Source organism: Phenylobacterium sp. GW821-FHT12F10, assembly GCF_058806695.1.
Map to the genome: position 1 here is coordinate 2,369,187 of NZ_JBXAPY010000001.1, position 20,225 is coordinate 2,389,411.

20 protein-coding genes and 1 tRNA gene are annotated in these 20,225 nt (G+C 71.9%); 6 read left to right on the forward strand and 15 right to left on the reverse strand.

Annotated elements, in window-relative coordinates; translation table 11 throughout:
* Nucleotides 1–9: 9 nt before the first annotated feature.
* The 9 genes from AC1RN5_RS11890 to AC1RN5_RS11930 form a co-directional block, all read right to left on the reverse strand.
* Entirely contained in the window at nt 10–1,197 is a 1,188-nt protein-coding gene (locus AC1RN5_RS11890; RefSeq protein WP_493041353.1) for a molybdopterin molybdotransferase MoeA, read from the reverse strand.
* Nucleotides 1,194–1,733 carry a molybdenum cofactor biosynthesis protein B gene (moaB, locus tag AC1RN5_RS11895; RefSeq protein ID WP_493041354.1) on the reverse strand — a complete coding sequence of 180 codons (540 nt, stop codon included), beginning with the start codon at nt 1,731–1,733 and terminating at the stop codon, nt 1,194–1,196. The genes AC1RN5_RS11890 and moaB overlap by 4 nt, the downstream gene beginning before the upstream one ends.
* Before the next feature lie 27 nt (nt 1,734–1,760).
* Nucleotides 1,761–3,050, reverse strand: a complete 1,290-nt coding sequence (locus AC1RN5_RS11900; protein WP_493041355.1) for an acyl-CoA dehydrogenase family protein — start codon at nt 3,048–3,050, stop codon at nt 1,761–1,763.
* Between the two features lie 141 nt (nt 3,051–3,191).
* A complete protein-coding gene (locus AC1RN5_RS11905) occupies nt 3,192–3,359 on the reverse strand; it encodes a hypothetical protein (RefSeq protein ID WP_493041356.1) in 168 nt (55 codons plus the stop codon).
* 42 nt (nt 3,360–3,401) lie between these two features.
* Entirely contained in the window at nt 3,402–4,052 is a 651-nt protein-coding gene (locus tag AC1RN5_RS11910) for a tetratricopeptide repeat protein (protein WP_493041357.1), read from the reverse strand.
* A gap of 28 nt (nt 4,053–4,080) precedes the next feature.
* Nucleotides 4,081–4,836 carry an SDR family oxidoreductase gene (locus AC1RN5_RS11915; protein WP_493041358.1) on the reverse strand — a complete coding sequence of 252 codons (756 nt, stop codon included), beginning with the start codon at nt 4,834–4,836 and terminating at the stop codon, nt 4,081–4,083.
* A complete protein-coding gene (locus tag AC1RN5_RS11920; RefSeq protein ID WP_493041359.1) occupies nt 4,826–5,497 on the reverse strand; it encodes an iron-containing redox enzyme family protein in 672 nt (223 codons plus the stop codon). The genes AC1RN5_RS11915 and AC1RN5_RS11920 overlap by 11 nt, the downstream gene beginning before the upstream one ends.
* A gap of 11 nt (nt 5,498–5,508) precedes the next feature.
* Complete coding sequence (locus AC1RN5_RS11925; protein WP_493041360.1) at nt 5,509–6,954, reverse strand: AMP-binding protein; 1,446 nt, start codon at nt 6,952–6,954, stop codon at nt 5,509–5,511.
* On the reverse strand, nt 6,951–7,670 hold the full coding sequence (locus AC1RN5_RS11930; protein ID WP_493041361.1) for a thermostable hemolysin: 720 nt from the start codon (nt 7,668–7,670) through the stop codon (nt 6,951–6,953). The genes AC1RN5_RS11925 and AC1RN5_RS11930 overlap by 4 nt, the downstream gene beginning before the upstream one ends.
* A gap of 164 nt (nt 7,671–7,834) precedes the next feature.
* Here AC1RN5_RS11930 and AC1RN5_RS11935 point away from each other — a divergent pair, with 164 nt between their 5' ends.
* From AC1RN5_RS11935 to AC1RN5_RS11945, 3 genes are all read left to right on the forward strand, one after another.
* Complete coding sequence (locus AC1RN5_RS11935; RefSeq protein ID WP_493041362.1) at nt 7,835–8,350, forward strand: RNA polymerase sigma factor; 516 nt, start codon at nt 7,835–7,837, stop codon at nt 8,348–8,350.
* Nucleotides 8,351–8,438: 88 nt separating this feature from the next.
* Complete coding sequence (locus tag AC1RN5_RS11940; RefSeq protein WP_493041363.1) at nt 8,439–9,422, forward strand: FecR family protein; 984 nt, start codon at nt 8,439–8,441, stop codon at nt 9,420–9,422.
* 54 nt (nt 9,423–9,476) lie between these two features.
* Nucleotides 9,477–11,876: a TonB-dependent receptor gene (locus AC1RN5_RS11945; protein WP_493041364.1), complete on the forward strand. Its 2,400-nt coding sequence runs from the start codon at nt 9,477–9,479 to the stop codon at nt 11,874–11,876.
* A 12-nt stretch (nt 11,877–11,888) separates the two neighbouring features.
* Here AC1RN5_RS11945 and AC1RN5_RS11950 read toward each other — a convergent pair whose 3' ends face one another.
* From AC1RN5_RS11950 to AC1RN5_RS11965, 4 genes are read right to left on the reverse strand one after another with little or no spacing between them, the layout of a single operon-like run.
* Nucleotides 11,889–12,341 (reverse strand): OsmC family protein, encoded by a 453-nt coding sequence (locus AC1RN5_RS11950; RefSeq protein ID WP_493041365.1) that lies wholly within the window; start codon nt 12,339–12,341, stop codon nt 11,889–11,891.
* Nucleotides 12,334–12,453 (reverse strand): cytochrome bd-I oxidase subunit CydX, encoded by a 120-nt coding sequence (cydX, locus tag AC1RN5_RS11955; protein ID WP_421930681.1) that lies wholly within the window; start codon nt 12,451–12,453, stop codon nt 12,334–12,336. Before cydX ends, AC1RN5_RS11950 begins: the two co-directional genes overlap by 8 nt.
* 17 nt (nt 12,454–12,470) lie before the next feature.
* Nucleotides 12,471–13,619, reverse strand: coding sequence for a cytochrome d ubiquinol oxidase subunit II (cydB, locus tag AC1RN5_RS11960; protein WP_493041366.1), 1,149 nt, complete (start codon nt 13,617–13,619; stop codon nt 12,471–12,473).
* Nucleotides 13,620–13,631: 12 nt separating this feature from the next.
* On the reverse strand, nt 13,632–15,200 hold the full coding sequence (locus AC1RN5_RS11965) for a cytochrome ubiquinol oxidase subunit I (RefSeq protein ID WP_493041367.1): 1,569 nt from the start codon (nt 15,198–15,200) through the stop codon (nt 13,632–13,634).
* A 255-nt stretch (nt 15,201–15,455) separates the two neighbouring features.
* On the opposite strand from AC1RN5_RS11965, the gene AC1RN5_RS11970 reads away from it, so the two are divergent.
* Both AC1RN5_RS11970 and AC1RN5_RS11975 read left to right on the forward strand, forming a co-directional pair.
* Nucleotides 15,456–16,919: an ATP-binding cassette domain-containing protein gene (locus AC1RN5_RS11970; RefSeq protein WP_493041368.1), complete on the forward strand. Its 1,464-nt coding sequence runs from the start codon at nt 15,456–15,458 to the stop codon at nt 16,917–16,919.
* Nucleotides 16,916–18,508: an ATP-binding cassette domain-containing protein gene (locus AC1RN5_RS11975; protein WP_493041369.1), complete on the forward strand. Its 1,593-nt coding sequence runs from the start codon at nt 16,916–16,918 to the stop codon at nt 18,506–18,508. Before AC1RN5_RS11970 ends, AC1RN5_RS11975 begins: the two co-directional genes overlap by 4 nt.
* Here AC1RN5_RS11975 and phnN read toward each other — a convergent pair.
* Entirely contained in the window at nt 18,489–19,085 is a 597-nt protein-coding gene (phnN, locus tag AC1RN5_RS11980; RefSeq protein ID WP_493041370.1) for a phosphonate metabolism protein/1,5-bisphosphokinase (PRPP-forming) PhnN, read from the reverse strand. The genes AC1RN5_RS11975 and phnN overlap by 20 nt on opposite strands.
* A 144-nt stretch (nt 19,086–19,229) precedes the next feature.
* Nucleotides 19,230–19,305, reverse strand: a tRNA-Ile gene (locus AC1RN5_RS11985).
* A gap of 145 nt (nt 19,306–19,450) precedes the next feature.
* Here AC1RN5_RS11985 and AC1RN5_RS11990 point away from each other — a divergent pair.
* A complete protein-coding gene (locus tag AC1RN5_RS11990; RefSeq protein ID WP_493041371.1) occupies nt 19,451–20,188 on the forward strand; it encodes an SIMPL domain-containing protein in 738 nt (245 codons plus the stop codon).
* Nucleotides 20,189–20,225 lie beyond the last annotated feature (37 nt).

The window sequence follows — 20,225 nt, forward strand, 5'->3', positions numbered from 1 at the left end:
CCGGGGTCCTCAGAAGTCGAGGACCTCGACCTGGTCCCCCGTCGCCGCGGCGGGGTCGCCGGGCCGCCGGCGAATGAGCAGCTCGGCCAAGGCCAGGGCCTTCTGTGACGAGGAGTCCTGATCCGACAGTGGCGCGACTCCGGTCGCGACGGTCCGCGCCCGCAGGAAGGTCTCCCGATCGCCGCACGCCTCCAGCGCCTGGGCCAAGGGCGCCCGGCGCCAGGCCAGGGCGCGGTCGGGATCCTGCCCGCCCAGACCGGCGATCAGCGGCGCCAGCAGCAGCCGCGCCGTCACCATGGCCGCGGTGGGATTGCCTGGTAGGCCCACCACCAGCTTGCCCCCGGCCCGCCCCAGCCAGACAGGCTTTCCGGGCTTGATGGCCACCTTGGCGAACACGCAGTCCAGGCCGAAGGGCGCGAACATCGCCTTGGCGTAGTCGCGCTGACCGACCGATGCGCCGCCGGTCACCACCACCAGGTCCGCGGCCTCCAGGGCCGCGCCCGCGGCCGCCTGCAGCCCCGGCAGGTCGTCCCCCAGCCGCCGTCGGCCGATCACCTCCCCGCCCCAGGCGCGCACCAGGGCGGCCAGGCCGAAGGAGACGCTCTCGGGGATCGACGCCCCGCCGCCCGGTCCATGACCGGGGTCGTGCAATTCGTCGCCGGTGCTGAGGATCATCACCCTGGGCCGGGCCACCACCTCCAGTTCGGACAGATCGGCGGCGGCCGCCGCGATCAGCCGTTGCGGGGTGAGCCGCAGGCCCGCGGCCAGCAGTTCGTCGCCGGCCCGGAAGTCGCAGCCGGCGGCGCGGACGTGCCGACCGCCGCAGGGCGCCTGGGCGAAGAAGGCCACCTCGCCCTCGTCGCGCACCGCCTCCTGCATCACCACCCGGTCGGTTCCGGCCGGCGCCGGCGCGCCGGTGAAGATGCGCACGCAGGCGCCGGGCGCGAGAGGATGCTCAAAACCCCGGCCGGCATAGGCCGCGCCCATCACCGGCAGGCGGACGGGCCCGTGGGACAGATCGGCCTCGCGCACGGCGTAGCCGTCCATGGCCGAGACCGCGACGGCCGGGGACGACCTCTGCGCCAGGACGGGAACGGCGAGAACCCGGCCGTCGGCCTGGTCGAGTCCGACGCGCTCACGGGCCAGGGGCCGGGCCAGCCGGGAGACCAGGGCCGTGGCGTCGTCGAAGGCGATCAATTGCAGACGCCCCGATAGCGGGGGATCTGGCCCACCAGGGAACAGGGGCGGAAGCGGCTGTCGAACTCCTCGGCCAGCACCAGGTCCCAGGCGTCCTTGCAGGCGCCGGTGGAGCCGGGGACGCAGAAGATGAAGGTCTCGCCGATCTGGCCGGCCAGGGCGCGCGACTGCAGGGTCGAGACCCCCACCGTGCCGCGGCTGGCCTGGTGGAAGACCACCGAGAAGCCGTCCATGGTCCGGTCCAGCAGGGGTTGAACCGCCTCGGGCGTCACGTCGCGCGGCGAGAATCCGGTGCCGCCGGTGGTCAGGATGACGTCCACCTCGGCCGCCGCCGCCCAGGCGCGGACCTGGGCCGCGATGGCCTCGACCTCGTCGGCCACGATGGCGCGGCCGGCCAGGACGTGACCCGCGCTCGTCAGCCGGTCCGCCAGCAGGCCGCCGGAGGTGTCGGTGACCTCCGTGCGGGTGTCGGAGATGGTCAGGACCGCGATGTTCAGCGGATGGAAGGGCAGCCGTTCGTCGATGCCGGTCTTCATGGGGTGTCGGGTTCCAGGATTATGGGTCTAGGCCGGAGTCGGGACCTGCCCGGCGTCCAGCGGCGCGCCCTCGCGCCAGGCCCGCAGGCGGGCGCCGTGGCGGCCCATCTCCAGCTTGGCGATGGCCCGCTTGTGCACCTCGTCGGGACCGTCGGCGATCCGCAGGGCGCGCATGCCGGCATAGGCCCGGGCCAGGCCGAAGTCCTCCGACAGCCCCGCCCCGCCGTGGGCCTGCATGGCGTCGTCCAGCACCTTCAGGGCGGTGCGCGGCGCGGCCACCTTGATCATGGCGATCTCGAGCTGGGCGGCCTTGTTGCCCACCTTGTCCATCATGTCGGCGGCCTTCAGGCATAGCAGCCGGGTCATCTCGATCTCCAGCCGGGCCTCGCCGATGCGTTCCTCCCAGACCGACTGGTCGGCCAGGCGCTTGCCGAAGGCCACGCGGGAGAGCAGGCGGTCGACCATCTTCTCCAGGGCCACCTCGGTGGCGCCGAGCGCGCGCATGCAGTGGTGGATGCGGCCGGGGCCGAGACGGCCCTGGGCGATCTCGAAGCCGCGCCCCTCCCCCAGGATCAGGTTCTCGACGGGCACGCGGACGTCGCGCAGCATCACCTCGGCGTGGCCGTGGGGGGCGTCGTCATAGCCGAAGACCGGCAGCATGCGCACCACCTCGAAGCCTGGCGCGTCGGTGGGGATCAGGATCTGCGACTGTTGGGAGTGGCGGGCGCCCTCGGGGTCGGTCTTGCCCATCAGGATGGCGATCTTGCAGCGCGGATCGCCAATGCCCGAGGACCACCACTTGCGGCCGTTGATGACATAGCTGTCGCCGTCGCGGCGGATCGAGGTCTGGATATTGGTGGCGTCGGAGGAGGCCACGTCGGGCTCGGTCATCAGGAAGGCCGAGCGGATCTCGCCGTCCATCAGGGGACGCAGCCACTGGGCCTTCTGCCGGGCCGAGCCGTACTGGCGCAGCACCTCCATATTGCCGGTGTCCGGCGCAGAGCAGTTGAACACCTCCGAGGCGAAGCCGACCCGGCCCATCTCCTCGGCGCAGAGCGCGTATTCGAGGTTGCTGAGGCCCGGCCCCTTGTAGTCCTCCTCATCCTCCTCCGACGGATTGAGGAACAGGTTCCAAAGCCCCTCGGAGAAGGCGCGCGCCTTCAGCTCCTCGACGATGGGGATGACGCTCCAGCGGGCGGCGCCCTCGCGGTCGGTCTGCTTTTGATAGACCGGGATGGCGGGATAGACGTGGTCGGCCATGAATGTCCGGACGCGATCGCGCCACATGGTCTCACGCTCGGAAAGGCCAAAATCCATGGGCAGGCTCCATCAAGGTCGATGGCAAGCCTTAGGCCGCGCGCGCCGGACGCGCCTTGATGGCGGTCAACCCGTTCGCCGACGATGATCACCCCGGCGGCGGGGCGAGACGGCGCTGGCGTCGTCTCGCCCCTCCCGGCGTCAGGCCTTGGTGTCGAGGATGGTCCCCTGGCCCTTGGGCGGGGTCGCCTTCGGAGCAGGCTTCTGCGCGTCGTCGGCGTCGTTGTCGTTGCGGATCTCCGGCCCGCTCGCCTCGGCCGCTTCAGGCGTCTTGGGCGGGGTCACGGGACCGACGCTGGAAATGCTCACGATGATGATCCTTCAGGTTGGGAAGAGACGAGGATGGGGGCCTCAGGACTTGAGCTTCTGGCGCGCCTTGGCCAGCAGGGCCGTGGCCTCGGCGCGGCGGCCGCGGTCGGCGAGCTCCCGGCCCGGGCGAGGCGGGGCGGCGAGCGCGCGGTCCAGGGCCTTCACGGCGCCCGCGGCGTCGCCCTGGCGCAGCAGGAAATCGCCCTGGAAGAAGTTGGGATCGACCCCGGTCGGGTTGGCCGCCAGGGCCTTGGCCAGATAGGTCCGGGCCTTGGCGGGATCGCCGAAGCCGATGGGGAAGCCCGGCACCTGGGCGTAGAGGGAGCCCAGGGTCGTGTAGACCGAGCCGTCGCCGAGTGCGGCCGGATTGATCCTCTCGGCCTTCTGCAACAAATCCCGCGCGCTCTTGGCCAGGGCCAGGCCGCCAAGGCCGCCCTTGGCGCCGGCCTCCGTGGCCTGGGCGATGGCCTCCCAGACCAGGGGTTCGGCGCGGTTGGGGTACTGTCGGGCCAGCGCCTCGGCCTGGCCGGCGAGGCGCTCGGCCTCGGCGGCCTGGGCGGCCTTGTCGCGGACTTCGTAGTTCACGTGGGCCCAGCCGCGCGCCAGGCCGTCGATACGACCGTCGAAGGGCTCGGCGGCCTGGGCCGCGCTGGCGGTGAGGGACAGGGCGAGGAGGCAGGCGGCGAGTTTCATGGGTTTCGGTCTCATGGGTCCTGGGGGATCAGCTGGCGAACAGCCGGGCGGCCTTGCGGTCGTTGGCCGAGAGGGCGCGGTCGACGAGGCCGGGGAAGACGGCGTTGAGGCGGACGAACAGGCTTTCCGGGAAGCCGAAATAGACGTCCCGCCGGCGGCCCCGGATGGCGTCGACGATGCGGGCGGCGATCAGCTTGGGCTCGTCCATGTTCATGTGGGTGAGCTTGGCGAAGGCCATCACCTCGGCGGAGTTGAGCGCGGTGCGCACCGCGCGCGGCGCCACATAGGTCACCGCCACTCCGGTCCCCGCCAGCTCCCGCCGCAGGGCCTGACTGAAGCCGCGAAGTCCGGCCTTGGCGCTGGAATAGGTGACGAAGTGGGCGAAGTTGATGGACCCGAACACCGAGCCGACATTGACGATCTGCCCCTGCCCGCGGGCCTTCATGGCCGGCAGCACGGCCTGGGTCAGGCGCACCGGGGCCACCAGATTGACCATGTAGCTGGCCAGCAGGTGGCTGGGGGACTGCCGCTCCAGGGGGCCGAAGTGCTGAATGCCCGCCAGGTTGACGACGATGTCCCAGGCCTTGCCCGACACCGCCGTGGCGGCGGCCTCCAGGCCCTCGGGCGTGGAGAGGTCGGCCTTGAGGTAGCCCACCGCCTGGGCAGGCGCGACCCGGTCCAACACCGTGACCCGCGCGCCCTCGGCGGCGAGCTGGGCGCTGATCAGCGCCCCCAGTCCGCCGGCGCCGCCGGTGAGCAGGATCTCCTTGTCCTCAAACCGCATGGGCAAGCTCCCGGTCGTGCGGAATGGCGCGGAACACCGCGGCGAAGCGGTCGAAGATCCCCTTGGCCACCTCGATGATCGCGGCCTGGTCGGCGGGATCGTCCAGCCGGTCCATCAGCTTCTGGAAGAAGACCAGGTGCTCCTGGTCCAGCGCGCCGTGCGAGGTGAGATAGCTGAAGCACTCCGGCCCCAGGTTCAGGCTCTTGGCGACGGCCGAGGCGCCCTGGGTGGCCAGCTGGACGCTGGTCCCCTCCAGCACCAGGACCATGCCGAAGAAGCCCATCGGATTGACCTTGGCGATGTAGTCGTAGGCGTAGTCCACCATGGCCTGGGTGGCCGGGCGCGGCGGGCCGCGGCGCACCGCCTCGGCGTCGCCGCCGCAATGGCGGATGTCGTTGAGGATCCAGGCCTCGTGGCCGGTCTCCTCGGCGATGTATTCGTCCAGGGCCTCGCGGAAGCCGGCATGGGCGTCGTCGAGCCCCGCCTTGGCCGCCTGCATCAGGGGCACGGTGTGACAGACGTGGTGATAGGCCTCGGTCAGATAGGCGATGTAGGTCTCACGCGAGATCCTGCCGGCCAGGCCGTCCTGGATCTGCGGCACGGCGGCCAGGGTCGCCTGGCCCTCAAGGGTTTCGGTGATCAGTCTCTCGAAGAAGGTCACGTTGGCGGTTCCTAGGCTTGGGCTTCGACAAAGGGATGGGCGAGCAGCACCGCGCGGCGGGGCCGGCCGTTGCCGGTCAGCTCCCCCGCGGCGGGATCGAAGGGGGCGCGCACCTGCCAGCGGCCGATCTGGGCGTAGGCAGGCAGGTTGCGGTTGGCGCGCTGGACGGCGGCCTCGAGGTCGGCGGCCGCCATGTCGGGGGCCAGCGGCACCAGCAGGGCGCCCAGCCGCGCCTGGCCCTCGCCGAACACGATGGCCTGGCGGATCTCCGCCTGGGCCAGGAGTTCGCTCTCCACCCATTCCGGCGCGATGTTGCGGCCATAGGCGTTGATGATGGTGTTGGCGCGCCGCCCGTCGATGTGCAGGAAGCCGTCGGCGTCGAACCGGCCGAGGTCGCCGGTGCGGACCGGACCCAGGGCGGGCTCGCCGCCGGCATAGCCGAGGAAGGGTCGCGGGCTGACGATGATCTCACCGTCGGCGTCGATCTCCACGCTCAGGTGCGGCAGGGGCCGGCCCGCCGCCCCCGTCTGCTGGGCGGAGGGCGTGTTGAGGGTCACCACCGAGGCGCACTCGCTGAGCCCGTAGCCCTCATAGACCGGCAGGCCGAGGGCCTGGGCCTGGACCAGCAGCTGCGGGGCGACCTTGGCCCCGCCCACCGCCACCAGGTTGAGGTTGGGGAACCGCGCGCCGGTGAAGCTCATCACCATCAGCAGGGCGCGCAGCAGCTCTGGCACCAGGATCAGGCTGGTGGCCCCCTCCCCGGCGATCGCCGCGGTGAGGCGGGCGAGGTCGGGGCGGAAGGGGTTGTCGAGGCCCAAGGTGGCGGGCGGCAGGACGTGATAGCGGCCGCCGCCGATCAGGGTGGCGTAGAGACCCGCCACGTTCTCCAGCAGGATGGACAGCGGCAGCAGGGGCAGATGGAGGCCCGCATAGTCGGCGCCGATCATCTCCACCAGGGAGGCGGCCACCGCCTCCATCTGATCCTGCGACAGGCAGACACCCTTGGGCTGGCCGGTGGAGCCGGAGGTGTAGGTGATCTTGGCGGTCCCGGCCGGCAGGCGCGGAAGCCCACCCGCCAGGGGCGTGGCCGTCAGATCGGTCCCGGCGATCCGCAGCTGGGCCCCGGCGTCCTCGGCCGAGATCAACAGGCCTGCGCCTGAGTCGGCGACGGCGTGGTCGCGCTGAGCCGGGGTGAAGAAGCCCGGGATCGGCAGGCTCGGCCAGCCCAGCCGGACCAGGGCCAGGTCGAGGATCACCCAGGCCGGGCCGTTCTCCAGCACCACGGCCACCGGCGCGTCGGGCGCCTTGAGGTGCGCCAGCCCCGCGAGCTGCGCGGCGGCGTCTTCGATGGCCAGGGCCAGCTCGGCATAGGTGAAGGCCTGATCGAGGCCGCTCAGCGCCACGGCGTCGGGCTTGGCTTCGGCATGGGCCGCGATGGCCCCCAGGACCCGGCTCATCGCACGTCTCCCCGCCAGGCCGGGTGCAGGCGGGGGATGACGTCGGCCTCGGCGATGGGATCGGCCGTCAGCATCTGGGCGAGCGCCGGCAGGGCCGGGGCGATGGCGCCGGCCAGGACCTCCGGATCGCGGCTGTAATAGACGCCCCAGTCGGCGGCGGCGCCGCCCAGCCGGGCGGGCTCGGCGCGGCTCAGGGGCTGGGTGGCGAAACCGACCCGGGCGAAGCTGCGGCGCAGTTGCCGCGTGGCGGTGGCCACCGCGTGGGTGCAGCCGCGCTGGTCCAGGTGGCGGGCCAGGGCCAGGAACAGGAACAGCGAGGCGCCGGGACTCTCCGAGGCCAGGTTGCCGATCTCGGCCACCGCGGCGCGGTCGGTCGGAGCCCCCAGCCTGGAGGTCAGCGCGGCCTCCACCGGCTCGTCCAGATACTGCTCCAGGAACAGGGGGCCGAGGCCGGCGAACCGGAAGCCGACCGCGGCGAGGATGGTCCCCTGCCGGTCCTGCACGCTCATCAGGGTCGGGTAGTGGCTGCGGATCCTGCCCTGGAAGGCGCGGTCATAGGCCGCCTCCAGGAAGGCCTCGACCCGCAGGCGCTCGGGGGCCAGCAGGTGGTGGATCGAGATCACCCGCGGCTCCACCGAGGTGAAGCGCCTCACCCGCTCGGCGTCGAATTGCAGGCGGCCCTGCAGGGCCCCGTCATCGACCATCATCACTTCCATCGCGGCTCGTCTCCGGTCCGTGTGAGCGCCCCAAGGCCCTTCAACCGGTAAGGACGACGCGTCCTCCAGACCGCCTCAAAGGTTTTGGATTGCGTCGCGCGGCGGCATGGGGAACATCGCGCCCGCACACCGGATTCCCCGGGGCCGAAGGATTTCCGCCCGCCTTGGACGATCGCGATCCCCTGCTGGCCGTCTACCTGGAGCGGCGCGCCGAGCTGGTGCGCTATTTCCGCGTCCGGCTGCGCTCGGAGGAAGCCGCCGAGGATCTGGTGCAGGACATCTATCTGAAGATCTCGGGCCGCCCGCCGGAGGACATCGGCAATCCCGCCGCCTATCTCTACCGGCTCGGCTCCAACCTGATGCTGGACAAGATCAAGCAAGCGAGGCGCGCCGGCCATCGCGACGCGGCCTGGCGCGACGTCCACACCAGCGCGGCCGGCGGCGAGGATATCTCCGAGACCCCGCCCGCCGACGAGGCGCTCGCCGCCCGCCAGCGCCTCGAACAGATCATCGAGACCGTCAACGAACTGCCGCCTCAGGTGCGGGAGGCCTTCCGCCTGCACAAGCTGGAGGGGCTCAGCCACGCGGAGACCGCAGCGGCCATGAAGATCTCCCGGTCCAGCGTGGAGAAACACATCATGGCCAGCCTCAAGCGCATCCTGGCCAAGGTGGGACGATGAGGACGAAGATTTCTTGGAGGCGCCTGGCGGTTTGTGGCGTCTTTGGGGCGAGACCCATGATGACCCGCACCACAAGCCCGATGCCGAAATGAGTCCGCGCAACGACCAGAGCGCGACAGACGCCCTGCGCGACGAGGCGTTGGCCTGGCTCGTGCGCGTGCAGTCCGACGCAGCCACCGGCGAGGACTGGTCGGCCCTGACCGACTGGCTGGAGGCTTCCGAAGAGCATCAGGCCGCCTTCGAGGCCGTCGAGGCCCTGGCCGCCGAGGTCGCCGACCAGGCCGCCCAGATCGCCCCGCGCCTGGCGCCGTCCACCGGCCAGGTGCTCCCCTTCCGGCCCCGGCCGGCCGCACCCCGACGTGGGGGCTTCATCGCCGCCCTGGCCGCGGCGGCCGCCGTCCTGGTGGTTTCGCCGCTCGCCTGGCGCGCCTATCAGGGGCCGGCGACCACCTACGAGACCGGCGTCGGCCAGACTCGCGAGATCGCCCTGGCCGACGGCAGCCACATCCGTCTGAACGGCGGCTCCAGGCTGACCGTGCGCCTGGGCTGGCGCGCCCGGCGGGTCGAGATGGCCCAGGCCGAGGCGACCTTCGACGTGGCCAAGGATCCGTCCCGTCCCTTCCTGATCTCGGTGGGCGATCAGCAGGTCCGGGTCGTGGGCACCGAGTTCAACATCCGCCACGACGGCAAGACCGTGGTGGTCAGCGTCCGCCGCGGGGTGGTGGAGGTTCGCCAACCCGCCCTGGGCCCCGCTCCCGTGGCGCGGCTGACCGTCGGCCAGGCCCTGCGTCACGTGGAGGGCGCCCGCGCCTCCCAGGTCTCCGCCGTGGCGCCCGACGCCGCCTTCGCCTGGACCCAGGGCCGCCTGGTCTGCGAGGACCAGCCGCTGTCGGAGATCGTCGCGGCGCTGAACCGGCGCTACCCGACCCCGATCCGCGTGTCGGAGGCGGCCGGCCGGCGGCGGTTCTCCGGGGTGCTCGACCTCGGCGACCAGGGGCTGCTGGTGGATCGACTTTCGCGCTACATGTCGCTGTCGGTGGATCGCACCGGCGGGGAAATCACTCTACGCTGACGCCCCGGCTCCGTTTCGAGGGCGTTCGCCTTGCCGTCTGTTCCGTGGCGCCCGATGGCGTTGGTCCTGAGCCTGACAGCCGGTCTCGCGGTCTCGGGCGCCGCTGTCGCCGCGCCGCGGGTCATCGACTTCCATATCGCGCCCAAGCCCCTCTCGGCCGCCCTGGTGGACATGGCGATTCAGGCGCGGGTCTCCATCAGCACCCGCCGGGCCGCCGACTGTCGCCAGGCCCCCCGCGCGCTGACCGGGCGCTACACGCTCGAGGCGGGCCTGACCCGCCTGCTGGCCGGAACCGGCTGCGGCTACCGGTTGATCGACGCCGGCGCGGTGGAGATCGTCCGCCTGCCGCCCCCGGCCCCGCCCCCGTCCCCGTCCGGGCCGGCGCCCGCCCCGCCCCCCGCGGAGGCCGATCTCTCAGAACTGATCGTGGTGGCCACCCGACGCCCGACCCGCGCCGACCGCCTGGCCTATCCGGTCAGCGCCCAGGACGAACAGACCCTGGCCGCCCTGGGTGTCCGCGACGCCACGGACCTCGCCCTCACGACACCCGCCATGACGGTGACCAACCTCGGGCCCGGACGCGACAAGATCCTGCTGCGCGGCCTGTCCGACGGCCCCCTGACCGGCCGCACCCAGTCCATGGTGGGGCTGTATCTCGACGACGTCCGCCTCACCTACAACGCCCCCGACCCCGACCTGCGGCTGACCGACATGGCTCAGGTGGAGGTGCTGCGGGGGCCCCAGGGCGCCCTCTATGGCGCGGGCTCCCTCGGTGGGGTCCTGCACCTGGTGACCGCCGCGCCCGACCCTGGCCGGCGCGCGGCCTGGGCCTCGGCCAGCGCCGGCGCGACCCGGGGCGGCGATCCGTCGGGCGTGCTGGAGGGGATGCTCAACCTGCCCCTGGCTGGCGGCGCGGGGGCGGCGCGGCTGACCGCCTATCGCGAGGTCCAAGGCGGCTATATCGACGACACGGGCCTGGCGCTCGGCAACGTCAACCGTTCGGTGCGCGCCGGCCTGCGCCTGACGGGCCGCCTCGACCTCGGCGACCGCTGGACCGTGACCGGCGGGGTGGTCACCCAGACCATCAATTCCGACGACACCCAGTACGCCCTGGCGAGCGAGGCGGCCTATACTCGGCGCAACCAGGTGCGCGAACCGCACGACAACGACTTCGCCGAGATCCATCTGAACCTCGGCGGCCGCTTCGACTGGGGAGAGGTTCACGCCTCCACCGCCGTGGTCCGCCATCAGGTGTCGAGCCGCTACGACGCCACCGCCGCCCCGCCGCTCCCCATGCCCCCCGGCCCCGCCGCCTTCGATGACGAGGACGACATCACCAGCCTGGTGGCCGAGGCCACCGTGGCCTCGCGGGCCGAGGCGGCCAATCCCTGGCTGGCCGGCGCCTTCCTGGCCCGCACCCGCCAGGACATCGGCCTGAGTCTCACCACCGTCGGCGGCGCGCCCGTGACGGGTTTCGAGGAGGCCCGTCGCGACCGTCTCGACGAAGCCGCCATCTTCGGACAGGCCGACCTGCCCTTGAGCCCGTCGATCCGCCTCACCCTGGGCGGTCGGCTCTTCACCTCAGACAGCCGGGTGACCAGCGCGATCTCCGCCCCCCTGGCCGGAACCGCCACGGCCTTCACCGGCCGGTTCAAGCGCACCGGTTTCGCGCCGAAGGTGGTGATCTCCTACGCGCGCTCGCCGGCGATGCTGGTCTACCTCCAGGCGGCGGAGGGCTACCGGGTGGGGGGGATCAACACCACCGGGGCGCCGGGGCAGGTGTTCAACCTCCCGGGTGGTCCCCAGCCCTACCGAACCTATCAGGGCGACGAACTCTGGAGCTTCGAGGCCGGCGGCCGGTTCCGCCTGCTGCAGGATCGTCTGACGGTGCGGGCGGCGATCTTCGAGGCCTTCTGGAGCAACATCCAGAGCGACCAGCTGCTGCCCTCGGCCCTCCCCTTCACCGCCAATATCGGCGACGGCCGCAACCGGGGGGTCGAGGTGGAGGCCGCCTATCACGACGGCCCGCTGGTTCTGCGCGGGGAGATCCTGGTCAACAGCCCCGAACTCGACCACGCCAATCCGGCCTTCCCGGCCCGCGCCGACCTGGGCCTGGCCGGCGCGCCGGAGGTCTCGGCCGGGGTCTCGGCCCACTATGCCTGGCCCCTGGCCGGCGACCGCAGCCTCGAACTTGATGGCCGCTACAGCTATGTCGGTGTCTCGCGCCTGACCTTCGACGCGCAGACCTCGCCGAAGATGGGCGACTACGCCACGGGCCGGCTGAGCGCCAGTCTGGTGGCTCCGCCGTGGCGGCTGACCCTGGCGGTCGACAATCCCGCCGACTCCCGGGGCGACACCTTCGCCTATGGCAACCCCTTCACCCTGAGGACCTCGCGCCAGTTCACCCCGCTTCGGCCCCGCACCCTCTCGGTGACCCTCAAGGTCGCCTACTGAAGGACGACGCCGCTAGGCGGTGGCCTCGCCCACGGGTGCGAGGTCGGCGAGACGGGACCGGATCATCGAACCGCCGGCCAGGGTCCGGCTGACCGGGCAGCGATCGGCGATCTCCAGCAGGCGCGCGCGTTCCTCCGCCGAAAGGTCCCCCTCCAGGAGGATTTCGCGGTCGAAGATGTCCTTCGGCGCGCCGGCGGCGGCGCGGACGGGATGGGTGACCCGCACCACGACCCGCTCCAGGGGCCAGCCCTTGCGGCCGGCATAGAGGCGAAGGGTCATGGTGGTGCAGGCGCCCAGCCCCGCCATCACCAGCTCGAAGGGATCGGGCCCGGCGTTGCCGCCCCCCGCGGACTCCGGCTCGTCGGCCAGTAGGTGGTGCGGCCCGATGGCGATCTCCGCGCCCAAGGGCCTGGGACCGGTGTCGGAGACGACGACGATCCGCGCCGCCGGTTCGCCCTCACTCATCGTCGCGGCCGTCGTCGCCGGAATCGACGAGATGGAACTCGTGCCAGATCCCGTTGAGAATCCCGAAGGCGACGGCCAGGCCCAGTCCGAGCACCCAGGTGAAGTACCACATGGTCGAGGCTCCTTGTCTCAGTAGAGGTCGGGATTGGTGGTGAGGTCGCCGACCGAGGCGCGGCCGAACATCACCTTGTAGGCCCAGGCGGTATAGGCCAGCACGATGGGCAGGAAGACCACGGTGACCACCAGCATGATGAACAGGGTCATGTGGCTGGACGACGCGTTCCACACCGTCAGGCTGGACCTCGGATCGATGCTGCTGGGCAGGATGAAGGGGAACATCGACAGCCCGACGGTGGAGATGATCCCGAGGGCCGAGAGCGAAGAGCCGGCGAAGGCCGGCGTTTCACGGCCGGCGCGGATGCCCACGAAGGCTAGGATCGCCCCCAGGAAGCCGAGCGCCGGGGCCGTCCACATCCAGGGATAGGTCGCGAAGTTGGTGAGCCAGCCGCCCGGCTGGGCGAGGGCCCCGGCGCGCAGCGGATTGGAGGGGCCTGCCGGGTCGACGGCGCCGTCCAGCCGGAAGCCGAGGTCCCCGAAGGCGACGAAGGCGTAGCCGACGGCGAACAGGACGATCGCCGCCAGGGCGGCGACCTGGCCGAAGGTCCGCGCCCGGTCGCGCACCGGACCATGCTCGGCCTTGATGGTCAGCCAGGCCGCGCCATGGGTCACCAGCATGGCCACCGACAGCAGGCCGCAGACCAGGGTGAAGGGGGTGAAGAGCCCGAGGAAGGTCCCCTCATAGGTGGCGCGAAGGTCGCCATCGAGCCGGAAGGGCACGCCCTGGAGGACATTGCCCACCGCCACGCCGAACACCAGGGCCGGCACAAAGCCGCCGATGAACAGCGCACAGTCCCAGGTGGCGCGCCAGGTCTTGGAGGGCCGCTTGGAGCGATACTTGAATCCGACCGGCCGCAGGATCAGGGCCGCCAGCACCGCGAACATCGCCAGGTAGAAGCCCGAGAAGCTCACGGCATAGACGAAGGGCCAGGCGGCGAAGATCGCCCCTCCCCCCAGGATGAACCACACCTGGTTGCCTTCCCAGGTGGCGCCGATGGTGTTGATCACCATCCGCCGTTCGCCGTCGTTGCGGGCCACGAAGGGCAGCAGGGCGGCGACGCCCAGGTCGAAGCCATCGGTCAGGGCGAAACCGATCAGCAGCACGCCCATCAGGCCCCACCAGATGACCCGCAGCGTCTCATAGTCGAGGGGGATGTTCATCGTCAGGGATCCTTATTCGGCCGGGGCCAGACGGATGGGAGCCGCCTCGCCATGGTCCGGCTGGTCGTGGTGCGCATAGGGCCCGCGCCGGATGGTCCGCACGATCAGCCCGACCTCGACGACGGCCAGGGTTCCGTAGAGCAGGGTGAAGCCGACGATGGTGGTCCAGAGCTGGGCCACGGTCAGGCTGGAAGCCCCCAGGAAGGTGGGCAGCACGCCCTCCACCGCCCAGGGCTGGCGGCCCAGTTCGGCCAGCAGCCACCCGGCCTCCACCCCGATCCAGGGCAGGGGCATGATCGCCACCGCGGTCCACAGCATCCACTTGGCGTCCCACTTGCGCATCGTGACCAGGACGAAGGCCGCGGCGAAGACGGCGATCTGCAGGAAGCCGATGCCGGCCATGATGCGGAACACCCAGAACATCACCGGCACGTTGGGCACGGTGTCCCAGGCCGCCTTCTGGATGGTCGCCCGGTCGGCCGTGCGCGGATCGGCGACGTAGCGTTTCAGCAGCAGGCCATAGCCCAGGTCGCGACGATTGAGCTCGAAGTCGGCGCGCGCGGCCGGGTCGGCGGGATTGGCCTTCAGCCGCTCCAGGGCGTCATAGGCCTTCATGCCGCGCTCGACGCGGGTCTCGGCGACGGCCACCAGGGGCAGGATGCCGGCCACAGGCCGATCCAGGCTGCGGGTGGAGATCAGGCCCAGGACATAGGGGATCTTGATCTCGGCCTTGGTGGTGCGGGTCGCCATGTCCGGAATGCCGAAGGCCGTCAGCCCCGCCGGCGCGGGCTCGGTCTCCCACATGGCCTCCAGGGCGGCGAGCTTCATTTTCTGGTTGTCGGTGAGCGCATATCCGCTTTCGTCCCCCAGCACGACGACGGACAAGGAGGCGGCCAGGCCGAAGGAGGCGGCGACCGCGAAGGAGCGCTTGGCGACCCGCGGCCACTTGCCCTGCAGCAGCATGATCGCCGAGACGCCGAGCACGAAGACCGCGGCGGTGACGTAGCCGGCGCTGACCGTATGGACGAACTTGGCCTGGGCCACGGGGTTGAACAGCACCTCGCGGAAGCTGGTCACCTCCATGCGCATGGTGTCGGGGTTGAAGGCCGCGCCGACCGGGTTCTGCATCCAGCCGTTGGCGATCAGGATCCACAGGGCCGAGAGGTTGGAGCCCAGGGCGACCATGAAGGTGACGAACAGGTGGCCCTGTTTCGAAAGCCTCTCCCAGCCGAAGAACATCAGGCCGACGAAGGTGGCCTCCAGGAAGAAGGCCATCAGACCCTCGATCGCCAGGGGCGCGCCGAAGATGTCTCCGACATAGTGGGAGTAGTAGGACCAGTTGGTCCCGAACTCGAACTCCATGGTCAGGCCGGTGGCGACGCCGAGCACGAAATTGATGCCGAAGATCGTCGCCCAGAATCGCGTGATGGTCCGCCAGATCGGCCGACCGGTCATGACATAGATGCTCTCCATGATGACCAGCAGGAACGACAGGCCGAGCGTCAGCGGCACGAAGAGAAAGTGGTACATCGCCGTCAAGGCGAACTGCAGCCGAGAGAGCTCGACGACACCCATATCCATGACTCAATCCTTCAGCTTGGCCGCACCTAGCGCCTGCCAGCTTCGCAATGCAACATCATCATATGCTAAGATACGCATCTATGTATCTGTAGCCCGATGAACGCCGCCGACTCTGACGCCGATCGTCATTTTCTCAAAGCCCTTGGCCGCGCGGCACATGCCCCCTCCCCGGTCCTGGGCGCATTGACGCTGGTCAACGCCACCGCGGCGGCGGGCTTCGCCCTCGCCCTGACGGGAATCTTGACGAGCGACAGCTTGCTGCCGCCCCTGGCGGGCCTCGTGGCGGCCCAGGCGGCGCGCGCCCTGGCGGGATGGGGCGCCAGCCGGGCGGCGGCCCGGCACGCCCTGCGGGTCAAGACACGGCTGCGCCGCGAGGCCCTGTCCGTCGCCCTGGGCCGCGGACGGGGCGACGCCGCCTCGGTGGGGGAAGCCGCCGGCGCCGTCGTCGACGAGATCGAGTCCCTCGACGGCTATTTCAGCCAATTCCAGCCCGCCGCTCTGGACGCCCGCATCGGGCCCCTGATGATCGCCGGCGCGGTGGCCCTGGCCAGCCCGGTTTCGGCGGGGATATTGCTGGCCACCCTGGTTCCCTTCGCGGCGATCATGGCCCTGGCCGGCGGCGCGGCGGGCGCCGAGGCGACCCGCCAGTTCGAGGCCCTGGCCAGGCTCTCGGGCCACTTTGTCGACCGGGTCCGGGCCCTGCCGGTGGTGCTCGCCTTCCAAGCCGAGGCGCGGGAGACCGCCAGGGTCGCCCAGGCCGCCCAGGAGGTCAGCCAGCGCACCCTGGGGGTGCTGCGGATCGCCTTCATCTCGACGGCCGCCCTGGAGTTCTTCGCCGCCCTGGCCGTGGCCCTGGTGGCGGTCTATTGCGGCTTCTCCCTGCTGGGCCTGCTGCCGTTCAAGGTTCCGGAGAGCCTCGACTTCCGGCACGCCTTCTTCGCCCTGGCCCTCGCCCCGGAATTCTACGCGCCCCTGCGCCGGCTCGCCGCCGCCTATCACGAGAAGCAGCTCGGCGAGGCCGCCGCGGCGCGCCTGCGGCCGTTGCTGGCCGACGGCCCGCCTGCGCCGATCACGCACCTTGGCCTAGACACCGCGCCGGAGGTGCGGCTGCGCGATCTCACCCTGAGGTTCGGCGATCTGGTCATCGGCCCGCTCGACGCGGTGGCCCCGGCCGGCGCCCTGACCGCCCTTGTCGGCCCCACGGGGTCGGGAAAGTCCTCCGTCCTGGCGGCGATCCTCGGCCTCTCGCCTCTGGAGGCGGGGTCCGTCGAGGTCGGGACGCTGCGGCTGGCCGACACCGGCGGCTTCGCCGGCCTCGCCGCCTGGGCCGGTCAGACGCCGGCCTTCCTGCCGGGCACGATCACCGACAACCTGATGGCCGCGGCCCCCGGCGTCTCGGCCGAGGCGGCCCTGGCCATGGCCGATCGGGTCGGTCTGACGCCGGCCCTGGCCCGTCGCGATCTGGCCGCCGACACCCGGCTGGACGAGCGCGGCTCTGGCCTGTCGGGCGGGGAGCGCCGACGGCTGGCCCTGGCGCGCGCCCTGCTCAAGCCCGCGCCCCTGCTGCTGCTGGACGAGCCCACCGCCGATCTCGATCCCGTGGCCGAGGCCGAGATCGTGGCCCTGATCCGCGCGGCGTCGCGGGCGCGCACGATCATCGTCGCCACCCACTCAGAGGTTCTCGCCGCCGCCGCCGACCATGTCGTGAGGCTGACGTGAGCGGTCCCTCCCCCATCGGCGACTTCCTCGCCCGCCAAGTGCGCCTGCGCCGCGGCGACCTGCTGATCGCCGGCCTGGCCGGCGCGGCGACCGCCGCGGCCACCACCCTGTTGCTGGGCCTCTCGGGCTGGTTTCTCGCCGGCGCGGCCCTGGCGGGCGCGGCGGGCCCCGCCGCCGTCCAGGCCTTCAACTACCTGTTGCCCAGCGCGGGCCTTCGGGGCCTGGCGATCCTCCGCACCGCCGGGCGCTACGGGGAGCGGCTGTTTGGCCATCGCGCCGCCTTCCGCGCCCTCGCCGCCCTGCGCCCGGCCCTGTTCGCGGGCCTGGCGGCGTCGCCCCCGCAGCAGTCCCTGACCCTGTCGACCGGGGAGGCCTCGACCCGCCTGGTGCAGGACGTCAACGCCGTCGAGACCCTGTTCGTGCGCCGCTCGGCGCCCTGGGCCGCGGCCGCGGCGGCCGGGGCGGCGGCGACGGTCATGGGACTGGCCTCGGTCTGGGCCTCGGCGGCCTTCCTCGCGGGCCTGGCGCTGCAGATCGGCCTGGGCCGCCGCCTGGCCGAGCGCCTGACCCGCGACGCCGGCCGCGACCAGCTGCGCGCCGCCGGACGGCTCAAGGACGGCCTCGGCGCCTATCTGCTGGCCGCCCCGGAACTGCGCTGCTTCGACCTGACCGACCGCGCGGTGGAGGCGCTGATGGCGCACGACGCCGACCTGGGGCGGGCCAACCTGGCGCGCAGCGACGCGGAGTCCCTCCTGGGACTTGTCCAGGCTGCGCTGACCGCCCTGACGGTGATCTCCGTGGCGGCGCTGTCGGCCCGCGCCGCCCTCCCCCTGGCGGCCCTGGCGGTGCTCGCCGCCCTCGCCGGCCTGGAGGGGGTGACGGCCTTGCTGCGGGCCGCGCAGCAGCAGGGCGCCTATCGCGAGGCGGTCTCCCGCCTGGACGCGCTCCTCGTCGACGCCGGCCCGCCGCGGGGCGACCCGCCGGCCGACGCGACCCTTGAGATCGACGGCCACCGGCTGGCGCCCGGCGACCGCCTGGCCATCGTCGGCCCCTCCGGCGGCGGCAAGACGCGGACCCTCGAGGCCCTGGTGGGCCTGCGGCCCGCGCCGCCCGGACGGATATTCATCGGCGCGCGGCCCCTGGAGGCCGAGCCCACGGGATGGGCGCGCGCCCTGTTCGCCTACGCCCCTCAGGACGCCCGCCTGCTGACCGGCGCCGTGGCGGAGAACCTGCGCCTGGCCGCGCCGGAGGCCGACGAGGCCGCCCTGTGGGACGCCCTGGCCGACGCGCGGCTGGAGGCCCGCGTGCGCCGCCTGCCCCAGGGCTTGCAGACCTGGATCGGCGATGGTGGCGAGGTCCTGTCCGGCGGCGAGCGCCGCCGCCTCTCCCTGGCGCGCGCCTATCTGCGGCCCGCCCCCTGGCTCCTGCTCGACGAGCCGACCGAGGGACTCGACGCGGCGACCGAAGCCGAGCTCCTGGAAGCCCTCGACCGGCGGCTGCGCCGGACCGGCCAGGGCGCCGTGATCGTCAGCCATCGGCCGGCGCCCCTGGCGCTCTGCTCCGCCCGGCTCACCCTGGGCGGCGCTTGAGGGCCGCCAGCAGTTGGGCGACACCGTCGGCCGGGGTCCCGTCATTGCGCACCACCACCACGTCGAGGCCCGTCACCGCGAAGGATTCGGCCCGGGCGAGGCGCTCGGCGATCTCGGCGGGGGTCTCGCGGCCGCGTCGCGCCAGGCGATCGGCCAGCAGCTGGCGATCGGCGGTGATGGCGATCACGCGGACGTCGCCGAACCGGGCGCGCGCCTCGTCCAGCACGCTGCGCGAGACATTCACCACCACCGTGCGGCCCGCGGCCAGGTCCTCGAGGATCGCGGAGGGGACGCCATAGGCCAGGCCATGGGCGCGCCAGGACAGGGCGTAGCCCCCAGCCGCCTCACGAGCCGCGAAGTCCGCCTCGCTGACGGCGATGTGCGCCTCACCCCCGGCCTCGGCGGGCCGGGTGATCTCCCGGCGGGGAAAGACGAAGCGGCTGTCATCGGCCAGGGCGGCGCGGGCGCCGTCCAGCAGGGTGTCCTTGCCGACGCCGGAGGGGCCGACCACCAGCGCCAGCAGGCCGGACGCCGCCGTACTCTTCGACGAAGGCGTCGGCGTCGAGGGCGTCGGCATGGCTCCAGTCCCACCAGGAAGTCGCCAACAGACCATCCTGGACCGCCCTGGGGAAGCGTTCGCGGATCGACGAGGCGCGCCCACCGCCGCCGGCGGCAAAGGCAGGGCGCTCCGCACGTCCGCCAGGCGTGGGTGGAAGCGTGCTGGTGGGCCCGGTAGGACTCGAACCTACAACCAGACCGTTATGAGCGGTCGGCTCTAACCATTGAGCTACAGGCCCCTGCAGCGGCCTGCGGGTTACCATGGGCTGCACGTCCATTAAAGCCGCCGTTCAGCTTGGCCTTGTCATCAAGGAACCCAGTCCCGCGTTCATCGTTCGAAAGCGGGGTGGTACAGTCAAGCTCGCACCCCTTTGGGAGATATCGATGAAAACCTTCGTCCGCGCCGGCGCGCTCAGCCTGCTCCTGGCCACCACGGTCGCGGCGCCCGCCGCCCTCGCCCAGGCCGCCCCGCCCGCCGCCGACTCCATGTTCCGGGCCACCACCCTGAACCTGTCGGCCTATGGCGAGACCCGCGTCGCGCCCGACATGGCCACCATCAATCTGGGGGTCAACACCGAGGCTCCGACCGCCTCGGCCGCCATGGCCGCCAACGCGACCCAGATGAACAAGATCTTCGCCGCCCTGCGCCGCGCCGGCATCGCCGACAAGGACATCCAGACCTCCGGTCTGAACCTCAACGCCCAGTACGACTATGTGGAGAACAACCCGCCCCGCCTGCGCGGCTACCAGGCCAGCAACCAGGTCACCGTCACCGTCCATGACCTGGCCCGCCTGGGCTCGGCGGTCGACGCCACGGTCAACGCCGGCGCCAACCAGGTGAACGGCATTTCCTTCGGCCTGAACGATCCCACGGCGGCGGAGAACGCCGCCCGCCAGGACGCGGTCAAGGCGCTCAGCGCCAAGGCCGACCTCTACGCCCGGGCCACCGGCTACCGCATCGGCCGGCTGGTGACCCTGAGTGAAGGCGGCGGCTACAGCGCGCCCCCCCCGATGCCGGTCATGGCCATGGCGCGGATGGACAAGGCCGAGTCCACCCCCGTGGCGGGCGGCGAGCTGCGGGTGCGTATCGACGTCACCGGGCTCTACGAGCTGACGCGCTAAGATCGAAGGTGGTCATCCCCGGCTTGTCCCGGGGATG